The 18,584-nt window shown below is 73.2% G+C and carries 20 protein-coding genes; 8 read left to right on the plus strand and 12 right to left on the minus strand.

Features of this window, described 5'->3' with window-relative positions; genetic code table 11:
• The gene (locus tag D7193_RS14045) at window positions 1–867 is read left to right on the plus strand and encodes a deoxyribonuclease IV (protein ID WP_120779917.1); all 867 of its coding nucleotides are present in this window, start codon (window positions 1–3) and stop codon (window positions 865–867) included.
• Between the two features lie 135 nt (window positions 868–1,002).
• Here D7193_RS14045 and D7193_RS14050 read toward each other — a convergent pair whose 3' ends face one another.
• The 4 genes from D7193_RS14050 to D7193_RS14065 all read right to left on the minus strand — a co-directional run bounded on the left by D7193_RS14050 (window position 1,003) and on the right by D7193_RS14065 (window position 5,854).
• Window positions 1,003–2,022, minus strand: coding sequence for a threonine aldolase family protein (locus D7193_RS14050; RefSeq protein WP_120780400.1), 1,020 nt, complete (start codon window positions 2,020–2,022; stop codon window positions 1,003–1,005).
• A gap of 62 nt (window positions 2,023–2,084) precedes the next feature.
• Window positions 2,085–3,488: a class II 3-deoxy-7-phosphoheptulonate synthase gene (locus tag D7193_RS14055; protein ID WP_120779918.1), complete on the minus strand. Its 1,404-nt coding sequence runs from the start codon at window positions 3,486–3,488 to the stop codon at window positions 2,085–2,087.
• A 98-nt stretch (window positions 3,489–3,586) separates the two neighbouring features.
• Window positions 3,587–4,075, minus strand: a complete 489-nt coding sequence (locus D7193_RS14060; RefSeq protein WP_120779919.1) for a hypothetical protein — start codon at window positions 4,073–4,075, stop codon at window positions 3,587–3,589.
• A gap of 168 nt (window positions 4,076–4,243) precedes the next feature.
• Window positions 4,244–5,854, minus strand: coding sequence for a glycosyl hydrolase family 18 protein (locus D7193_RS14065; RefSeq protein ID WP_120779920.1), 1,611 nt, complete (start codon window positions 5,852–5,854; stop codon window positions 4,244–4,246).
• 178 nt (window positions 5,855–6,032) lie between these two features.
• Between D7193_RS14065 and D7193_RS14070 the strand changes: the two genes are divergently transcribed.
• Together D7193_RS14070 and D7193_RS14075 are read left to right on the plus strand one after the other, a co-directional pair.
• Entirely contained in the window at window positions 6,033–6,527 is a 495-nt protein-coding gene (locus D7193_RS14070; RefSeq protein WP_120779921.1) for a glutathione peroxidase, read from the plus strand.
• A gap of 249 nt (window positions 6,528–6,776) precedes the next feature.
• Window positions 6,777–7,457, plus strand: a complete 681-nt coding sequence (locus tag D7193_RS14075; protein ID WP_120779922.1) for an NADPH-dependent F420 reductase — start codon at window positions 6,777–6,779, stop codon at window positions 7,455–7,457.
• 55 nt (window positions 7,458–7,512) lie between these two features.
• On the opposite strand, the gene D7193_RS14080 is transcribed toward D7193_RS14075, so the two are convergent.
• On the minus strand, window positions 7,513–8,319 hold the full coding sequence (locus tag D7193_RS14080; RefSeq protein WP_120779923.1) for an SGNH/GDSL hydrolase family protein: 807 nt from the start codon (window positions 8,317–8,319) through the stop codon (window positions 7,513–7,515).
• A gap of 229 nt (window positions 8,320–8,548) precedes the next feature.
• Here D7193_RS14080 and D7193_RS14085 point away from each other — a divergent pair, with 229 nt between their 5' ends.
• Both D7193_RS14085 and D7193_RS14090 read left to right on the plus strand, forming a co-directional pair.
• The gene (locus D7193_RS14085; RefSeq protein WP_120779924.1) at window positions 8,549–9,394 is read left to right on the plus strand and encodes a DUF4397 domain-containing protein; all 846 of its coding nucleotides are present in this window, start codon (window positions 8,549–8,551) and stop codon (window positions 9,392–9,394) included.
• Window positions 9,391–10,086, plus strand: a complete 696-nt coding sequence (locus tag D7193_RS14090; protein WP_241562980.1) for a class F sortase — start codon at window positions 9,391–9,393, stop codon at window positions 10,084–10,086. Before D7193_RS14085 ends, D7193_RS14090 begins: the two co-directional genes overlap by 4 nt.
• A gap of 53 nt (window positions 10,087–10,139) precedes the next feature.
• Here D7193_RS14090 and D7193_RS14095 read toward each other — a convergent pair whose 3' ends face one another.
• Window positions 10,140–11,432: a hypothetical protein gene (locus tag D7193_RS14095; protein WP_147434382.1), complete on the minus strand. Its 1,293-nt coding sequence runs from the start codon at window positions 11,430–11,432 to the stop codon at window positions 10,140–10,142.
• Between the two features lie 20 nt (window positions 11,433–11,452).
• Entirely contained in the window at window positions 11,453–11,803 is a 351-nt protein-coding gene (locus D7193_RS14100) for a DUF2203 domain-containing protein (RefSeq protein ID WP_120779926.1), read from the minus strand.
• Between the two features lie 113 nt (window positions 11,804–11,916).
• On the opposite strand from D7193_RS14100, the gene D7193_RS14105 reads away from it, so the two are divergent.
• Window positions 11,917–13,209: an exo-beta-N-acetylmuramidase NamZ family protein gene (locus tag D7193_RS14105; protein WP_120779927.1), complete on the plus strand. Its 1,293-nt coding sequence runs from the start codon at window positions 11,917–11,919 to the stop codon at window positions 13,207–13,209.
• Window positions 13,210–13,344: 135 nt separating this feature from the next.
• Window positions 13,345–13,932, plus strand: coding sequence for a flavoprotein (locus tag D7193_RS14110; RefSeq protein ID WP_120779928.1), 588 nt, complete (start codon window positions 13,345–13,347; stop codon window positions 13,930–13,932).
• Between the two features lie 10 nt (window positions 13,933–13,942).
• On the opposite strand, the gene proC is transcribed toward D7193_RS14110, so the two are convergent.
• From proC to D7193_RS14130, 4 genes are all read right to left on the minus strand, one after another.
• Complete coding sequence (gene proC, locus D7193_RS14115; protein ID WP_120779929.1) at window positions 13,943–14,761, minus strand: pyrroline-5-carboxylate reductase; 819 nt, start codon at window positions 14,759–14,761, stop codon at window positions 13,943–13,945.
• A gap of 72 nt (window positions 14,762–14,833) precedes the next feature.
• Window positions 14,834–15,862, minus strand: coding sequence for a 6-phosphofructokinase (locus D7193_RS14120; protein WP_120779930.1), 1,029 nt, complete (start codon window positions 15,860–15,862; stop codon window positions 14,834–14,836).
• 195 nt (window positions 15,863–16,057) lie between these two features.
• On the minus strand, window positions 16,058–16,558 hold the full coding sequence (locus D7193_RS14125) for a pyridoxamine 5'-phosphate oxidase family protein (RefSeq protein ID WP_120779931.1): 501 nt from the start codon (window positions 16,556–16,558) through the stop codon (window positions 16,058–16,060).
• 87 nt (window positions 16,559–16,645) lie between these two features.
• Window positions 16,646–17,143: a polyadenylate-specific 3'-exoribonuclease AS gene (locus D7193_RS14130; RefSeq protein WP_120779932.1), complete on the minus strand. Its 498-nt coding sequence runs from the start codon at window positions 17,141–17,143 to the stop codon at window positions 16,646–16,648.
• 379 nt (window positions 17,144–17,522) lie between these two features.
• Between D7193_RS14130 and D7193_RS14135 the strand changes: the two genes are divergently transcribed.
• Window positions 17,523–18,215: a Crp/Fnr family transcriptional regulator gene (locus D7193_RS14135; protein WP_091596564.1), complete on the plus strand. Its 693-nt coding sequence runs from the start codon at window positions 17,523–17,525 to the stop codon at window positions 18,213–18,215.
• Window positions 18,216–18,332: 117 nt separating this feature from the next.
• Here D7193_RS14135 and D7193_RS14140 read toward each other — a convergent pair whose 3' ends face one another.
• The gene (locus tag D7193_RS14140; protein WP_120779933.1) at window positions 18,333–18,584 is read right to left on the minus strand and encodes a hypothetical protein; all 252 of its coding nucleotides are present in this window, start codon (window positions 18,582–18,584) and stop codon (window positions 18,333–18,335) included.

Consider the following 18,584-nt stretch of genomic DNA (forward strand, 5'->3'; position numbering starts at 1 on the left):
ATGCCCCTGACCCCGGCCCGCCCGGTCGGCGCGCACACGCCGACCTCGGGCGGCCTGGCCAAGGCGGCCCTGCCGTACCTCGACGCGGCCGAGGCCGAGGTGGTGCAGGTCTACGTGTCCAACTCCCGCGGCTGGGCGTTGCCGCCGGGCGACCCGGCGCAGGACGCGCTGTTCCGGGCCGGCTGCGCCGAGCGGGGCATTCCGGTCTTCATCCACGCGTCGCTGCTGGTCAACCTCGGTTCACCGACCGCGGCCACGGTCGAGCGTTCGGCGCAGACCCTGGCCCACGCGCTGCGGCGCGGTGCCGCGATCGGCGCCGAGGCCGTGGTGTTCCACGCCGGCAGCGCGGTCGACGCCGGGCACGCCGAGGCCGCGATGCGGCAGGTCCGGGAGGCGCTGCTGCCGCTGCTCGACTCGGCCGCCGCGTCGGGCGGCCCGATGCTGCTGGTCGAGCCGAGCGCCGGTGGCGGTCGGTCGCTCGCCTCGCGGGTCGAGCACCTCGGGCCGTACCTGGACGCGGTGGACCGGCATCCGCAGCTCGGCGTCTGCTTCGACACCTGCCACGCCTGGGCCGCCGGGCACGACCTGGCCGCCGAGGGCGGCATGACGGCGACCCTGGACGTCCTGGTGGCCACGGTCGGGGCGGACCGGCTGCGGCTGGTGCACGCCAACGACTCGAAGGACCTGTGCGGCTCCACCCGGGACCGGCACGAGAACATCGGCAAGGGCATCATCGGCGAGCCGGCGTTCGCGGAGCTGATGGCCCACCCGGCCACCGCCGGGGTGCCGGTGGTCGTGGAGACCCCCACGGAGAAGCACGTGGGCCACGCCGCGGACATCGCCACCCTCAAGCGCCTCCACCGCTGACCACCCCCGACGACCCCGCCCGCTGGCGACGCCCGGCCCGTAGGGCCCCGGTGATCAAGAGGTTTGCGTCAGGATCCGGGCCGCGGACGACGCAAACCTCTTGATCACCGGAGCGGAAAGGCCGAACGAGAACGGTCAGGCGCGCAGGACGCGGGTGAGCGTGTCGATCGCCTTGTCGATGGCGGCGTCGTCGACGTCCATGTGGGTGACCAGCCGGGCGGTACGCGGGCCGAGCACCGAGATCAGCAGGCCCTCGGCGCGCGCGGCGGCGGCCAGGGCGTGGGCGTCGAGCGGGGACTTGGTGAGGTCCAGCGGCACGATGTTCGTCCGTGCCGCGGTCGCGAGCACGCCGAACGGGGCGATGGCCTCGGCGAGCCGGGCGGCCTTGGCGTGGTCCTCGGCGAGCCGCTCGACGTGATGCGCCAGCGCGTACCGGCCGGCGGCGGCGAGTACGCCGACCTGCCGCATCCCGCCGCCCATCCGCTTGCGGACGAGCCGCGCCCGCTCGATCTTCTCGGCGCTGCCCACGACGAGCGAGCCGACCGGGGCGCCGAGGCCCTTGGAGAGGCAGACCGACATGGTGTCGAAGAGCCGGCCGTACTCGACCAGCGGCACCCCGTCGGCCACGTGGGCGTGCCAGATGCGGGCGCCGTCGCAGTGCAGCGCGAGCTGCGCGTCGTCGGCGATGCGGCGCAGCTGACGCAGGGTGGCCAGCGGGATCACCCCGCCGCCGCCGCGGTTGTGGGTCTGCTCGACGGCGATGGCCCGGGTGGGGACCGCGAAGTATCCGTCGGGCCGGATCATGCCCGCCACCACGTCCGGGTCGATGTCCGCGCCGACCGCCGGCCACGTCCGCGACGAGATGCCGCCGTACGCGGCCGCGGCGCCGATCTCGTACGTGAGCACGTGCGCGTCGGCATCGGCGAGCAGCTCGTTGGCCGGCGGCACGACCAGTTGCAGGGCGATCTGGTTGGCCATCGACCCGCTGGGGGCGAACAGCGCCGCCTCGTGCCCGAACAGCGCCGCGACCTCGGCCTCCAGGGCGTTGACCGTCGGGTCCTCGCCGTAGACGTCGTCGCCCACCTCGGCGGTGGCCATCGCCTCCCGCATCCCGGGGGTTGGCCGGGTCACGGTGTCCGAACGAAGGTCGATCAGCTGTTCAGCCACGATCATCCTTTCGGCTGCGAACTGCGGGGCTCGCAAGCTCACTCCTCGCGTCAGCCACGAAGCATCTCCGCGACCAGGAAGGCCAGCTCCAGCGACTGCTGGGTGTTCAGTCGCGGGTCGCAGGCGGTTTCGTACCGGTCGGGCAGGTCGAGGTCCTCGATGCCCTGGGCGCCGCCGAGGCATTCGGTGACGTCCTCGCCGGTCAGTTCGACGTGCAGGCCACCGGGGTGGGTCTCCAGGCCCCGGTGCACCTCGAAGTAGCCGAGCACCTCGTCCACGATGCGGTCGAAGTGCCGGGTCTTGTAGCCGTTGGACGACTCGTGCGTGTTGCCGTGCATCGGGTCGCACTGCCAGACCACCTTGGCGCCGGCCGCGGTGACCTTGGCGACGATCGGCGGCAGGACGTCGCGTACGCGGTGGTTGCCCATCCGGCTGATCAGGGTGAGCCGGCCGGGGACGTTGTCCGGGTTGAGCTTCTCGCAGAGCTCGATCGCCTCGTCGGGCGTGGTGGTGGGGCCGAGCTTGACGCCGATGGGGTTGGCGATGCGGGAGATGAAGTCGATGTGCGCGCCGTCGAGCTGGCGGGTGCGCTCGCCGATCCAGAGGAAGTGCCCGGACAGCCCGTACGCCCGCCCGCCGGACACCCGCGTCAGCGCCCGGTCGTACTCCAGCGCGAGGGCCTCGTGGGAGCAGTAGAGGGTGACCGTCCGCAGCGCGTCGTCGTCGGTGAGGCCGCAGGCCCGGATGAAGGCCAGCGCCCGGTCGATCTCCCGCGCGATGGCCTCGTAGCGCTCGCCGGCCGGGGAGTTCTTCACGAACCCCTTGTTCCAGTCGTGCACGGCGTGCAGGTCGGCCAGCCCGCCGGCCAGGTACGCCCGAAGCATGTTCATGGCGGCGGCCGAGTTCGCGTACGCCCGGATCATGCGCTGTGGGTCGGCGACCCGCGCCTCGGGCGTGGCCTCCAGCGAGTTGATCATGTCACCGCGGTAGGCGGGCAGGCCCCGGGCGTCGGTCGGCAGCGACCGGGGCTTGGTGTACTGCCCGGCGACCCGGGCCACCTTGACCACCGGCAGGGACGCGCCGTAGGTCAGCACGATGGCCATCTGGAGCAGGGTGCGGGCGTTGGCCAGCAGGTGACTCTCGGTGTTGTCGGCGAAGGTCTCCGCGCAGTCGCCGCCCTGCAGGAGGAAGGCCTTGCCCTCGCAGACCAGTGCGAGCCGCTGCCGGAGCTGGTCGACCTCGTAGGGGGCGACCACCGAGGGCACGGTGTCGAGCACCTTGCAGACCTCGGCCACGGTGGCCTGGTCCGACCAGGGCGGGGTCTGTGCGCGGGGCAGGTCGCGCCAGCGGTCCAGACCGAGGGCCGCGTCCTCGGAGTCGAGGGTCGGACGACTGGTCTGGAGCCCGGGGCTGTCCACCGACGGATGGCTCAGCTGATGCCACTCATGGCGCATGACTGAAAGCCTACGGCGACCGCCAGGGGAGGTGGTCGGCGAGGGGGACCGTTCCGGCAGCTGGGAGATCGCCGGCCCGCCGCCGGCATCGACGCAGCTCAGGCCGCGGGTTTGGCCGTGGGGCTGGTGGCGGCGGTGGCGGGCGCCTCGCCGGCGATGCACCAGTCGGCGCCGTCGCGGGTGACGGTGAACACCAACGGGCGGGTGGCCTTGCGCGAGCCGGCGGTGACCGAGATCGAGACGTTCACCTCCTGCCCGTGCGGGCCGGACCGGATGTCCGTGATCTCCGCCTGCGGCACCTCGAAGTGATCGGCGAAGTCGCCGTTCGGGCCGGTGGCAGCCGCGTCGAAGGCGTCGTGCATGGTCGCGCAGAGCTGGCTGCGCCCGGCGGCCGCGTCCTTGGCGATCATCGCGTCGAGGTACGCCTGCACCCGCTCGCGGGACTTCGCGGACGCCTCCTCGGCGGGCGCCCGGTCGGGCTTGGCGGGCTCCTCGTCCGACCCGCCGAGGCCGCACCCGGCCAGGACGAGCGGCAGGATCGCGAGCGCGGCGGCGGCACCCGCCAGCCTCCGGTGCGTTCCGCCCATCAACCCCTCCCCTCGACAGGTGCGGCATCGAGACATGCCGAGCGGCGAGTCTGTCACATCGGCCTGTGCGACGGGGAGGGTGTCCCGCGACACTCCGGCAGACACGCCGGGCGGGGAGGGACGGTGCATGTCCCTCCCCGCCGTGTGGGTGGTGCGTCGGCCTACGGCTCAGCCGAGACCGCCCTTGATGGCGCCGATCAGCTCGCCGTTGCCCGTGTCACCGGAGAGCTCCCAGAAGAAGGCGCCACCGAGGCCCTGGTTCTTCGCGTACGTCATCTTGCCGTTGATCGTGGTGGGGGTGTCGTAGCTCCACCAGTTGCTGCCGCACTTGGCGTACGCCGTACCGCCGACGGTGCCGGTGGTCGGGCAGCTGTTCTTGAGGACCTTGTAGTCCTCGATGCCCGCCTCGTAGGTGCCCGGGGCGGCGCCGGTGGCGCTGCCACCCGGGGCGGCCTGGGTCACGCCGGTCCAGCCCCGGCCGTAGAAGCCGATGCCGAGCAGCAGCTTGCTGGCCGGGATGCCCTTGCCCTTGAGTTTCTGGATCGCCGCGTCCGACCAGAAGCCCTGCTGCGGGATGCCGGTGTACGAGGTGAGCGGCGAGTGCGGTGCCGTGGGGCCCTGCGGGTTGAAGGCGCCGAAGTAGTCGTACGTCATCGGCATGATCCAGTTGAGGTGCTGCGCCGCGCCCGCGTAGTCGGTCGCGTCGATCTTGCCCCCGTTGCTGCCGTCCGCGGTGATGGCGGCCGTCACCAGGGCGTTGGAGCCGAACTTCGTCCGCAGGGCGGACACCACGTTCCGGAACGCGTTCGGGCCGCTGCTGTCGCAGGTCAGGCCACAGGCGTTGGGGTACTCCCAGTCGACGTCGATGCCGTCGAACACGTCGGCCCAGCGCGGGTCCTCGACGAGGTTGTAGCAGCTCTCGGCGAACGCGGCCGGGTTCTGCGCGGCCTGGGTGAACCCGCCGGACCAGGTCCAGCCGCCGAACGACCAGATCACCTTGAGGTTCGGGTACATCCGCTTGAGCTTGCGCAGCTGGTTGAAGCTGCCGCGCAGCGGCTGGTCCCAGGTGTCCGCGACGCCGTCGACGCTGTCCGCGGCCGTGTACGCCTTCTCGTAGTCGGCGTAGCTGTCACCGATCGAGCAGCGCCCGCCCGTGGTGTTGCCGAAGGCGTAGAGGATGTGGGTCAGCTTCGCGGCCGAGCCGCTCGTGTGGATGTTCTTCACGTGGTAGTTGCGGGCGTACACGCCCCACTCGGCGAAGTAGCCCACGACCTTCTTCCCGGCCGGGTCCGGCGGCGGGGTCGTCGGCGGCGGCGTGGTGGGGGGCGGGGTGGTCGGCGGCGTCGTGGTGGGCGGGGTGGTGGTGGGCGGGGTGCTGCCGCCGCCGCACGAGGCGCCGTTGATGGTGCAGTTCAGCGGCGCCGCGTACGGGCCGCTGCCGTTGTAACCCCAGTTGAACGACGCGCCCGGGGCGAGGCCACCGGCCCAGCTCTTCTTGACCGCCACGTAGTGGTTGCCGCTGCGGGTCACGTCGGCGTCCCAGGAGCTGCTGATGCTGCTGCCGGACGGCAGGTCGAACTCGATGCGCCAGGTGCTCACCGTGGCGTCCGAGCCATTGGTGATCGTCACCCGGGTCTCGTGACCGGTCCCCCAGTCCTGCACCTTCGTGAACGTGGTCGTCACGCTTCCGGCACCGAACGCGCTGGCGACGGGCGCCAACGCGGCGGTCAGCGTGACCACGGCGCCGGCCCAGAGGGCTCGGCGGAGCGATCTCTTCATGCGGCGGCTCCCAAACAGTTAGGAAACTTTCCAAATGTTGGGGAGACGCTACTCACGACGTCATCACTTCGTCAAGATGTGCATGTTTCGATTTCTTGCGGTGCTCGAAACACCGCCGCTCGTCACTGCTCGTCACGTCGCGGCGGGAGCGGGCGTACGGCGGGGGTAGCCTCGGCCCGTGACCGTCTTCGACATCCCGATCGGCGCCCTGAACGGTGGCCCCGCCGATCTCGCCCAGTACGCCGGGCGCGCCCTGCTGGTGGTCAACGTCGCCTCGCGCTGCGGCCTCACACCCCAGTACGCGGGCCTGCAGGCCCTCGCCGAGGAGTACGCCGACCGTGGCCTCGTGGTCCTCGGCGTGCCGTGCAACCAGTTCGGCGGCCAGGAACCGGGCACCGCCGCCGAGATCAGCGACTTCTGTGAGGTCAACTACGGCGTGACCTTCCCGCTCACGGAGAAGGTCGAGGTCAACGGGCCCGGCCGGCACCCGCTCTACGCGGCGCTGGTGGGCACCCCGGACGCCGAGGGCCACACGGGCGACATCCGGTGGAACTTCGAGAAGTTCCTCGTGGCCCCGGACGGCACGGTGGCGGCCCGGTTCGCGCCGACGGTCCAGCCCGACGCGGCCGAGCTGCGGGCCGCCGTCGAGAAGGCGCTGCCCGCCGCGGCCTGACTCGCCGCCGGCGACCGCACGCGCCGGGGTCCACACCACGTCGCCGATGTGGCGAGCTCCTGTCGCACCGGATGCTGGCACATCGGCGATCTGGCGGCGATAGCGTGGGCGGGACGGCCTCCGGCGCGACCGGCCGACGGCGCCGGCGGCCCCGCGGCCGGTCGCGCACCGCCGCGACCCCGCCCTCGGCGTGGATCGGCCGGTGACCGGCCAGGAATGTGGTCACCGTGGACGGAGTTGGCACCAGACATGACGACTGTGGGATTGATCGGCAGCGGCCACATCGGCGGTACGGTGGCCCGGCTCGCCGTGGCCGCCGGTTACGACGTGGTACTCAGCAACTCACGCGGGCCGGAGACGCTGCGCGACCTCGTCGCGGAACTGGGCTCCCGGGCCCGGGCCGGGACCGTCCAGGAGGCGGCCGAGGCCGGTGACCTGGTGGTGGTGAGCGTCCCGCTCAAGGCGTACCGCGACGTGCCGGCGCAGCCGCTGGCCGGCAAGGTCGTGCTCGACACCAACAACTACTACGCGCAGCGTGACGGCCAGATCGCCGAGCTGGACTCGGGCGCCACGACCAGCAGCGAACTGCTCCAGCGCCACCTGCCCACCGCGCGGGTGGTCAAGGTCTTCAACAACATCAACTTCCGGCACCTGGCGACGCTGCCCCGGCCGGCGGGCGCGGCCGACCGCAGCGCCCTGCCCATCGCCGGTGACGACGCGGACGCGAAGGCGGCGACCACCGCGTTCCTGGACCGGATCGGCTACGACGCGGTGGACGCCGGCCCGCTCGCCGAGGGCTGGCGCCAGCAACCCGACACTCCGGTCTACGGGGTCGTCTACGCCGCCGACCCGCAGAACTGGGATCGGGAGAAGCCGGCCGACGCCGCCACCGTGCGGGCCGCGCTGGCCGCCGCCGGCTCCCCCGCCTGAGCCGACCGGCCAGACGGTCCCGGGGGCGGGTACGACCCACCCCCGGGGCCGTCGGTCAGCCGGCGGTGTTGCGGAACACCGGGTAGTAGCCGCCGGACTGGCCGGCAGCGGTCGGGTGGTAGGACACGCCGAGGTTGGTGATGTTCAGGGCGTGCAGCCACTTCTCCCCGTAGCTGCACAGCTGGTGGCCGACGAACGGGGACCGGACGTCGGCGAACGTGAAGCCCGCGGCGAGGGCGGCGGTACGGGTGATGTCGTCCACCAGGTTGATCCCCTCGTTGATCTTCGCCCGGGACGTGTCGCTGAGCCCGACGCAGATCGTGTTGAGCTGATAGAAGACCGGGTAGCCGAGAACCACGACGCGGGCCGAGGGCGCCCGGTTGCGGATTCCCGTGTAGACGTTGCGGAGCAGGGTCGGCAGGTCGGCCCGGGCCTTGTCCTCGGCGGCCTGCACGGCGGCCACGCATTCGGTGGTGCCGTACAGCACGCAGGTCGTCATGATGCTCGAGAAGCCGACGTCGTTGCCGCCGACCGTCACGCTGACCAGCGTCGTCGTGGCGCTGAGCGCCGACAGCTGGCTGTTGATGACGCTGGTGGTGGTGGCGCCGGAGCAGGCCACCGAGCGGTACGACGCGGGTCGCACGTTGGCGGCGTAGAGCGCCGGATAGGCGTTGGTGCTGCGCTGGCAGGAGCCGCTCTCGGCGGTGTAGCTGCCGGCGCCCACGCCGGAGGAGTAGGAGTCGCCGAGGGCGACGTAGTGGTCGCTCGGGGCGGCCTGTGCCGGCGCGGCGCCGAGGACCAGCGCGGCGGACAGGGTGGTGACCAGGCTCAGGGCAAGCGTTGCCAGACGGGATCTCCGCACGTCGCACTCCGGGGGTAGCAGGGACGGTAGGAGATAGATATCACTAAATATTTATTGATGAAAGATTCTTACTGGCGAATTCCCCGTGGCCGCCGGACGCCCCGCCTCGCCGGCGGCGTGTCGCGGCGACCTCGCGGCGTGTCGGGCCGGTGACAGTTGCATGTCAGTCCCATCGACGGGACGCTGTCGGTCGGACGCATCCCGTGACCGGACGCACCCCGGAGGCGACATGCACCTGCCCCGTACCGCGCCGCGCCGACTGCTCGCCGGAGCCGGAGCGCTCCTGCTCGGCGCCGGCCTGCTGACCACCACGGCCACACCGGCCAGCGCGGCGACCGTCGGCTACGTACGGCTCGCCCACCTCTCCCCCGACACCCCGAGCGTCGACGTGTACCTCGCGGCGCCCGACGCCGACGAGCCGCAGGTCTTCCCGGGCGTGGGCTACGGGGTGGTCTCCGACTACCTTCCGCTGCCCGTGGGTCGGTACGCGGTGGCCATGCGGGAGGCGGGCGCGCCAGCCAGCGACCCGCCGGTGCTCACCACCGAGGTCGCGGTGACCGGCGGCGAGGCGTACACCGTGGCCGGTGTGGGCCGCTACGCCGACCTCGGGCTGCGCGTCCTGCACGACGACCTCAGCGCGCCGGACGGTGGCCGGGCGAAGGTCCGCGTCGTACAGGCCTCGGTACGCGCGCCGGTGCTCGACGTGGCCGCGGCCGACGGGCCGACCATCGCCAACGGGGTCCACTTCGCCACGACCACCGACTACCAACTGGTCGAGCCGGGCCGCTGGCGGCTGCGGTTGTCCGGCAGCGGCGGGCCTCCCACGCAGGCGGAGGTCCGGCTGACCGGCGGAGCCGTCTACTCGCTCCTGGTGCTCGATGCGAAGGACGGCGGGCTCACCACCCAGCTACGGCGCGACGCCCAGGGCGGCACGGTCGTGCCGGCCGGCGGGGTGGACACCGGCGCGGGCGGCACCGCCGGGCGCGGGGCGTACCCCCTGGTCGCCGGCGGGTTGGCGGTGCTCGCGGTGGTCACCGGCCTGGCGCTGCTGCGCCGGCGGCGTACCACCTGGTGAGCGGGCGGCGCAGCCCGGCGATCCGGCGGCACCGGCGCCGCCGGACGCCGGTCACGGCGTTGGTGGCGTTCGGTGCCGCGCTCGGCCTGGCCGCCGGGACCGGGGTCGGGCTGGCCACCCCCGCGCCGCCCGCCGCCACCGGGACGACCGAGGCCGCCGCCGGGGCTCCGCCCGCCGCGTCGTGGTCGCCCGGCTGCGCGGGCGACTGCCCGTCGGCCACCGCGTCGCCGTCGCGGCCCGTGCCCGGTGGGAAGCCCACGCGGGTACGCGTCGCGCGCATCGGGGTCGACTCCCCGCTCGCCGTGCTCGGGCTGGACCGCGCGGGCGCCCTCGTGCCACCGGCCGACTTCGCCGTGGCCGGCTGGTACGGCGGCGGCCCCGCCCCCGGCGAACCCGGCCCGGCCGTGCTCGCTGGACACCTCGACTCGCGCCGCGGCCCCGCCGTGTTCGCCCGGCTCGGCGAGCTGCGCCCCGGCGACACGGTCGAGGTGTGGCGCGGCGGGCAGCGGCTGGCGTTCCGGGTGACCGGTTCGCTACGCACCCGCAAGGACCGGTTCCCGACCGCCACCGTGTACGGCCCGACGCCCGGCCCCGAGCTGCGCCTGGTCACCTGCGGTGGCGACTTCGACCGGCGGCGTGGCCACTACACGGACAACGTGGTGGTCTTCGCCGTCGCGGCCCCGGCCGGCTGACCCGCCCTCACCCGGCGAAGGCACCGGCGGGCGGGGATCGGCCCGCGGCGCGGTCAGCCCCGTCGACGCCGACCCACAGCGGTGTACGCGGCGACCAGCAGCCCGGGCGACGCGCCGAGCAGCCACCCCACCGGGCGCGGCGCCTCCACGAGCCGGCCGACCAGCCCGCCGACCCGGGGCACGCCGGCCACCAGGTACTCCCCCGCGTCACCACCGCAGGTGACCGTCCACCGGCCCGGCGTGGGCAGGCGGAAGGTGCCCACCCAGCGGTAGCTCACGCTGTCGCCGTACCGAACGGTGCCGATCACCGGCGACAGCGCCACGCGCGAGCCGTCGGCCGAGGCGGCGCGGCAGTCGCCGACGTCCTCCAGGCCCACCGCGAAGACGGCGAGCCGCCCGGGCGCCGGGACGGGCACCTCCGCCGGCGAGCCCACCGGGGCGGAGGTGCCGATGCTTTCGGCGAACTCGCTGGTGGCGTGCTGCGCGCCCGTCCCGATCACCAGGGGCGCCAGCACCAGCCCGGCGACCACGAGCCCGGCCGCGGGCGCGTACCGGCGGAACAGGCTCGGGCCGGTACGGGTCGCACCGGCCGACTCGGCGTCGCGATCGGCGGGACCGGCCGGCTCGGCCGGCTCGACCGACTCAGTCGGCTCGGCTGGCTCGGCCGGCTCGGCGTCCCCGTTAGCCGGCCAACGTGCGGCCAGCGCGGCGGCCAGCAGCGCGACCAGCACGCCGCCGGCCAGGACCAGCCCGGCGGGCCAGTGCCGGTACGTCCACGTCACGCACTCGGCCGGCACCACGCTCGTGCAACCCGGGATGTCGTGGGGCTGCCCGACGCCGAACAGCCAGTACCGGGCGGCCGAGAACGGGCCGAACCCGACCGGCCCGTGCAGCACCAGCTCGCCGGCGAGCAGCACCACGAGCAGCGACGCGAGGACGGCCGGACGCCGCCACAGCGCGCCGAGGGCGACGCCGAGCGCGCCGGCCAGCAGCGCGAGCACCAGACCCCGTGCTGGCAGCGCACCCGGGGCGCCGTCGACCGCCACCGGCACGACCAGCCGGTGGAAGAGGTGGGCGGCCGCGAGGTAACCGGCGGCGAGCAGCCCGACGCCGGCCAGCGCCACGGCGAGCCGGACCGGGAACCGGCCGGGCGGACGGCGGGCACCGAAGCGGGCTGCCAGCAGGAACGCGCCGGCCGCGGCCACCAGAACCGACGCGGTGGTCACCGTGCGCAGGTCCGCCCGCCAGCCCGCGTACCGGGTGGCGGTCAGCACGGGCAGCGTGAGCAGCAGCGCCGCGGTCGCGGCACCCACGACCCGCGCGGGGTGTGGCAGGAAACCCCGCACGGCGTGAGCCGGCCCGCCGGTCACACCGGCCGGCGGCCGGCGAAGCCGCACTCGACACGGTGGTACCAGCGCACGTCGGTGTCGCCCTCCAGCCAGCACCAGAGCACCGGGCGGCCGTCGCGCTCACCGGGAAAGTCGAGCAGCACCGGGGCGATGCCCTTGATCTGAATGTCGTGCTGGTGCAGCTCGTCGACGACGGCGTGCAGCCGGGCCTCCAGCCCCTTGACCTCGGCCCGGCCGCCCAGCGGGCTCGTGCCGTGCCGGGCCAGGTCGGCGCGCAGCTCGGCGAGGTCGGCGCGGAGCCGGATCAGCTCGTCGACGCGCGGGCGCAGGGTGGCCACCAGATGCCGGGCCTGGGCGAGGGTGAACACCGGGTCAGTATGGCGGTCCCGGCACCGCCCCGGGCACCCCTGCGTGTAGCTAACCTTCCTTGACGGGACATCAACGTGTAGCTAAGTTTCGAACAACCGACGGGAGGTGGACCGTGGAACGCAGACGATTCCTGGCCGGTGCGGGTGCGGTGACCGCGGGAGCGGTCGCGGCGGCGGGCCCCGGTTCACCCGGGGCGGCGGCACCCGGCATCCGCCGGGTCGAGACCGGCCTCGACGCGCTGGTCCGGTCCGACTTCGCGGCGCTGGCCGGCGAGCGGGTCGGCGTGATCTCCAATCCGACCGGTGTGGACTCCGCGTACCGGCACCTGGTCGACCTCATGCACGCCTCCGGCCGGGTCCGGATCGCCGCGGCGTTCGGCCCGGAGCACGGCTTCCGCGGCTCCGCGCAGGCCGGCGGCAGCGAGGGCACCGGCATCGACGCCCGCACCGGCATCACGGTGTACGACGCGTACGGCGCCTCGCAGGCCAGGTGGGAGAGCATGTATGCCGAGGCGGACGTCGACACGGTGGTCTTCGACATCCAGGACGTCGGCGCCCGCTTCTACACCTACATCTGGACGATGTACACCTCGATGGCCGCCGCGGCCCGGGTCGGCCGCCGGTACGTGGTGCTGGACCGGCCGAACCCCATCGGCGGGCGCGCCCGCGGGCCCATGATGACGACCCCCTACACCTCTGGTGTGGGGCTGAAGGAGATCGTCCAGCAGCACGGCATGACCGTGGGCGAGCTGGCCCGCTACTTCAACGCGGAGTTCCTGCCGGCCGAGGTTGGCCGCCGGGTCGACCTGGAGGTCGTCCGGTGCCGGCACTGGAAGCGCGACGCGCTGGCGGCCGACACCGACCTGCCGTGGGTCATGCCCAGCCCGAACATGCCCACTCCGGACACCGCCCTGGTCTACCCGGGCACCGGCCTGTTCGAGGGGGTCGCCTCGATCACCGAGGGTCGGGGCACGTGCCGGCCGTTCGAGCTGATCGGCGGCCTGGCCGAGGACTTCGACTACCACTGGGGCGACCGGCTCAACGCCCGTGGACTGCCCGGGGTGGAGTTCCGGGAGGCGTACTTCACGCCGACCTCGGCCGGTCAGAAGCCGGCGCTGCTCAACAAGCTCTGCGCCGGGGTCGAGGTGAAGGTGGTCGACCGCGCCGTGTACGACCCGATCCGCACGGCCGTGGCGATGCTCGTCGAGGCCCATCGGTATCCCGCGTTCGCGTGGCGGCAGGACTCCTGGGACACCGCCCGGCCGTTCTGGATCGACAAGCTCACCGGCTCGCCCCGCCTGCGCACGATGATCGACGCGGGTGCGGACGTGGACGAGGTGGTCGGGGCCTGGGCCGACGAGCTGGCCGCGTTCGAGCGGCGGCGCCGCCCCCACCTGCTCTACTAGAGACGGACGTTCGGCTGACCGGTCACTCAGCCGACGGGCCGCATCGTACGACGGTTCGGTGGGTGGATCGGAAAACGGCTCGCGTCGGCCGCGCCGTCGATACCCTCGGCTGCGGGACCTGCGATAGGAGCCGCCATGCCCGGGAAATCACGATCTCCTGTCCTGCACCTCGTCGTCTGCGGCGCCGCCGCGACCGAACTCGAACCCTTCATCACGGCCTGCCAGGACCTGAGCTGGGAGGTCCACGTCGTGAGCACACCCGACGCGGTCGACCGTGACGGCCAGGCGAGCCTGGCCGACCTCACGCACCACCCGGTGCGGGAGGACGAACAGGTGGAAGCCCTCAACCCGCTGCCGCCGGCGGACGCCTTCGCCGTCGCGCCGGCCAGCTTCGACCTCGTCAACAAGTGGGCGTACGGGCTGAACGACAACCTCGCCCTGCGCCTGCTCAACGAGGCGACCGCCGTCGGCCTGCCGGTGGTCGTCGTGCCCGCACCGGACCCGGGTCTCGCCCGGCATCCCGCCTTCCGGGAGAACCTGGAACGGCTGCGGCACTGGGGCGTGACCGTCACCGGGCCCGCCGAGCCGACCGAGGTCGACGACCCGCTGCCGTGGCGTGCCGCCACCCAGGTGATCTCGGCCTGGACGCGGTTCGCCCGGGTGCCGGCACAGCCCGGCGCGGACCGGACGTACGGCGAGGAGCTGGCGATGCAGGCCGGCTGACCGGGCCGCCTCAGTCGCTCTGGGCGGCCAGTTCGCGGGCCCGGTCCCGGGCCGCCTCCAGCGCGGCGAGCAGCGCCGCCCGTACGCCGTGCTTCTCCAGCTCGCGCACGGCGGAGATGGTGGTGCCGGCGGGCGAGGTGACCGCCTCGCGCAGCTTCACCGGGTGCTCGCCGGAGTCGCGCAGCATCACGGCCGACCCGATCGCGGTCTGCACGATCAGCTCGTGGGCCACCTGCCGGGGCAGGCCGAGCAGGATGCCGGCGTCGATCATCGCCTCGACCAGCAGGTAGAAGTACGCCGGACCGGAGCCGGACAGCGCCGTGACCGCGTCCTGCTGCGACTCGGGCACGCGGATGGTGGCGCCGAGCGGCTTGAACATCTCCTCGGCGAGCGCCAGGTGGGCCCCGGTTGCGTGGGCGCCGGCCGAGATGGCCGTCATCGCCTCGTCGACCAGGGCCGGGGTGTTGGTCATGACCCGGACCACCGGGGTGCCCTCGGGCAACCGGCGGTTGAAGAAGCTGGTGGGCAGGCCGGCGCAGAGCGAGATCACCAGCTTGCCGGCCGGCACCTTCGGCCCGATCTCGTCCAGCAGCGCGGCGGCGTCCTGCGGCTTGACCGCGATCGCCAGCACCTCGGCCTCATCGACCGCCACGAAGTTGTCGACGACCCGTACGCCGTAGCGCGTGGCCAGTTCCTCGGCCCGGACCTGCCGCCGGGCGGTGGCCAGCAGCCGGTCCGCCGGCCAGCCCGAGCGCAGCAGGCCGGAGAGCATCAGCTCGCCGATCTTGCCGGCGCCGATCACCGCGACGGTGTGCACGCGGGCGGACATCCCGTCGTACCTCCTTCTCGCCGAGCGGCGTCGCGGCGGCCCTGCGGCCGGCCGCGACGCCGTGGCGGTCGATCAGCTGCCGAAGAAGACCTCGGCCTCGGCGTACCGCTCCAGCGGCACGGTCTTCAGCTCGCGGGTCGCCTCGGCCAGCGGCACCCGGACGATGTCGGTGCTCTGCATCGCGACCATCTTGCCCCAGTCGCCCTCGTGCGCGGCGTCGATCGCCTGGAGACCGAGGCGGGTGGCGAGGACCCGGTCGAACGCGGTCGGGGTGCCGCCGCGCTGGATGTGACCCAGCACGACCGTGCGGGCCTCCTTGCCGGTCTTCGCCTCCAGCTGCTCGGCCAGCCACTGGCCGATGCCGCCCAGCCGCACGTGGCCGAACGCGTCCAGCTCCTGGTTCTGCAGGACCATCTGGCCCTCCAGCGGCTGGGCGCCCTCGGCGACGACCACGATCGGGGCGTACTGGTGCTGGAAGCGCTTCTCGACGTAACCGGCGACCTGCTCGACGTCGAAGTTCCGCTCCGGCAGCAGGATCACGTTGGCGCCGCCGGCGAGGCCGGCGTGCAGGGCGATCCAGCCGGCGTGGCGGCCCATGACCTCGACGACCAGGGTGCGGTGGTGGCTCTCCGCGGTGGTGTGCAGCCGGTCGATCGCCTCCATGGCGATGTTGACCGCGGTGTCGAAGCCGAACGTGTAGTCGGTGGCGCCCAGGTCGTTGTCGATCGTCTTCGGCACACCGATGACGTGCACGCCCAGCTCGTAGAGCTTGGTGGCGACGCCGAGGGTGTCCTCGCCACCGATCGCGATCAGGGCGTCCACGCCCTGCGCGGCGAGGTTGTCCTTGATCCGCTCGACGCCGTTCTCGATCTTGAACGGGTTCGTCCGGGACGAGCCGAGGATGGTGCCGCCGCGCGGCAGGATGCCCCGGACGTCCGCGATGCCCAGCGGCTTGGACAGGCCCTCCAGTGGGCCCTTCCAGCCGTCCTGGAAGCCCACGAACTCGTGACCGTACGTGGCCACGCCCTTGCGGACCACCGCGCGGATGACCGCGTTGAGACCAGGGCAGTCGCCACCGCCGGTGAGCACGCCGATTCGCATGATCTGCTCATCCTCCTGGGAGCATCAGGTGTAGCCCGGTTTGCCCCAGGATAGGTGTCGAATCTGACCATCGGCGCCGTTGCCGGCCCGGGGCGGGCCGTCACTGCGAACTGTAGTCCGCCGGCCCGAGCGGCGACAGCGCGCCCTCGCCCCGGCCGTGCCGGCCCGGTTGCCGTCGCCGGGACCCCGCGGGGGTCAGTACCGGACCTCACGGTTCTCGCCCGGCTCCGGTCGCCGGCCGGTGATCGCCGCCCTGGCCAGGCCCAGCAGGTTCACCACCGGGCTGCTGGGCGAGTCCCAGTACTCGGCCGAGACGGCGTGCACCCTGATCATGGTGAGGCCCGGAGTGCCGAGCCCGTCCGGGAACCACGTCTCCAGCAGCGGGTTCCACAGGCGCTCGGCCCCCGCGCGGTCGTAACCCTCCGTAGCCATCCCGGAGATCGATACCCAGGCGTGGCGCCGCTGGTCGGAGAACGACACGTTCACCTCCGGATTGACCCGGATCTGCCGGACCTTGGCCGAGTCGGCGTAGGCGAAGAACCACAGGTCACCGTCGAACTCGGCCTCCTGGAGGCCCATGGGCCGGCTCACCTGCCGGCCGTCGAGGGCGATGGTGGTGAGCATGCAGATCCGGGCGTCGCGGATCAGTTCGGTGACGCGGTTGCGGGCGTCGACGACGCTGGGCGCCTGGCTCATGGCGGTCCTCCTCGCGGGGTTCGTCGGGGGCGGTGCCCCGGACAGAACCGACCAAACCTGCGAGACGCGACCTTTTCCGGCGCGGCCTCAGCGGGCGGTCATCGCCCGGTACCGCGCCAGGTTGTGCCGCGCGTCGACCAGGGCGTCGTGCCGGGCCGCCTCCGCGTTCGGCAACGGTGGCCGTCCCCGGTCGTCCCAGAGCTGCCGCAGTTCCTTGGTGAACCGCGGGATCTCGCGGGGCAGGGCCGGCATCGCCCCCCACAGCTGGGCCAGCACCACGTGGTCGTACGCGGCGTACCACGCCCACAGCTCGAGCTGCTCGCCAGGCCGGTCGCGGATCGGCTCGACCAGGAAGTCGTAGAGGTCCTCCCGGATGCGCTCGCGGGAACGCCAGGCCCGGTCGGCCGGCGAGGGCAGCCGGTCGAGCACGTTGCGGCGCACCCAGGGGATCGCCCGGGAGTCGTCGAACTCGGTGGAGACCGCGTAGAACTCGCGGCCGTACTCGTCGACCACGCCGATCGAGACGAGGTCGATGATCAGGCCGTCCTCGATGAACTCGCAGTCGTAGAAGTAGCGGTAGACCATCCACGCCATCCTCGCCCACGGCCGGTGCGGCGTGGCCGGCGGGGGCGTCTCCTCACCCGGCACGGGTCGTGGCTACCGCCCTGGGTTGCCCCCTGGCGCCGCGGCCGGCGGCGGGACGCTCCCGAGTCCCGCGCGGCCGGCCGCGGCCGGATGCACCCTCCCCAGGCCCCACCGGGTGGATCCGCCATCCCAGCATCGGATCCGTCCCAGCTGGGGACTGTCACGGAAGTGATTTGAGGGGTGTACAGCAAGCGACACGACCGTCATGATCTGATGTGTACCGCTACCGGCGCCGAACCGGTGTCAGTTCGCCCACGTCAGGGGTCGTCAGGTTCACCGGTGTGCGAGTTGTGGTCCTTGACCGGGGAGGGGTTGGGCCGTGGAGGTTCGCCTGCCGGAGCCGGGTGACGCGCTCACGGGTGTCGAGATGTTCGCCGGCCTCGAGCCGGAGGTACGGCAGCGCGTCATCGCCGCCGCCGTGCCGCGGACGTACCGCAAGGGCCAACTGCTGTTCGTGGAGAACGACCCCGGCGAGTCCCTGATCGTGCTGCGCCGCGGCGCGGTCGCGGTCTTCCGCACCGCCCCGACCGGCGAACGCGCGGTGCTGTCGGTCATCCGCCCACCGGACGTGCTGGGCGAGGTCTCGCTGTTGGACGCCTCCACCCGCTCGGCCTCCGCCGAGGCCATCGAGGACTGCACCGCCCTCGCGCTGTCCCGGGGCGCCTTCATGGAGCTGGTGCACTCCAACCCCCGCATCCTCGACGCGGTGATGCGCTCGCTCGGCGGGCTGATCCGCCGGCTCACCGAGCAGAACGCCGACCACGTCTTCCTGGACCTGCCCGGCCGGGTGGCGAAGACCCTGGTCCGGCTGGCCGGCGAGAGCCAGGCTCCGATGATCACCATCGAGCTCAACCAGAGCCAGCTCGCGGAGATGGCCGGCGGCTCCCGGCAGAGCGTCAACCAGGCGATCGGCTCGTTCGCCAACCGGGGCTGGCTGCGCACCGAGGGCCGACGGATCGTGGTGACCGACGTGGCCGCGCTGCGGCGCCGCGCCGGGATGAACGATCGCTGACCTCCGGCCGCTGGCCTCGGGCCGCGGGCCGTCGCGTTCCGAGGGACGGCGTACGCCCGGTGACGGAAACGCGGACGGGGCCGGCGGGCGCCTCGCCCGCCGGCCCCGCCCGGTCGATCAGTTGCCGTCGTCGGCCGGCGGGGCGCCCGGCCCCGGGCCGATCTTCGTCGGGTCGGTCGGCTTCGACGTGGACGTGCTCGGCGAGGTGGTCGTGGTCTCCCCCGACCCGCTCGTCTGGCCCTCGGGCTCTTCCACCATGCCCTGCTCCTCCAGCTCGGCGAGAATGACCGCGTCGACGTCGACGGTGTCCCCCGGTGCCCACACCCTGCCACCCGGATCGGTCCACGCAGTGGACAGTCGCACCTGCAC

This window comes from Micromonospora costi, assembly GCF_003626655.1.
Classification (GTDB): Bacteria; Actinomycetota; Actinomycetes; order Mycobacteriales; family Micromonosporaceae; genus Micromonospora; species Micromonospora costi.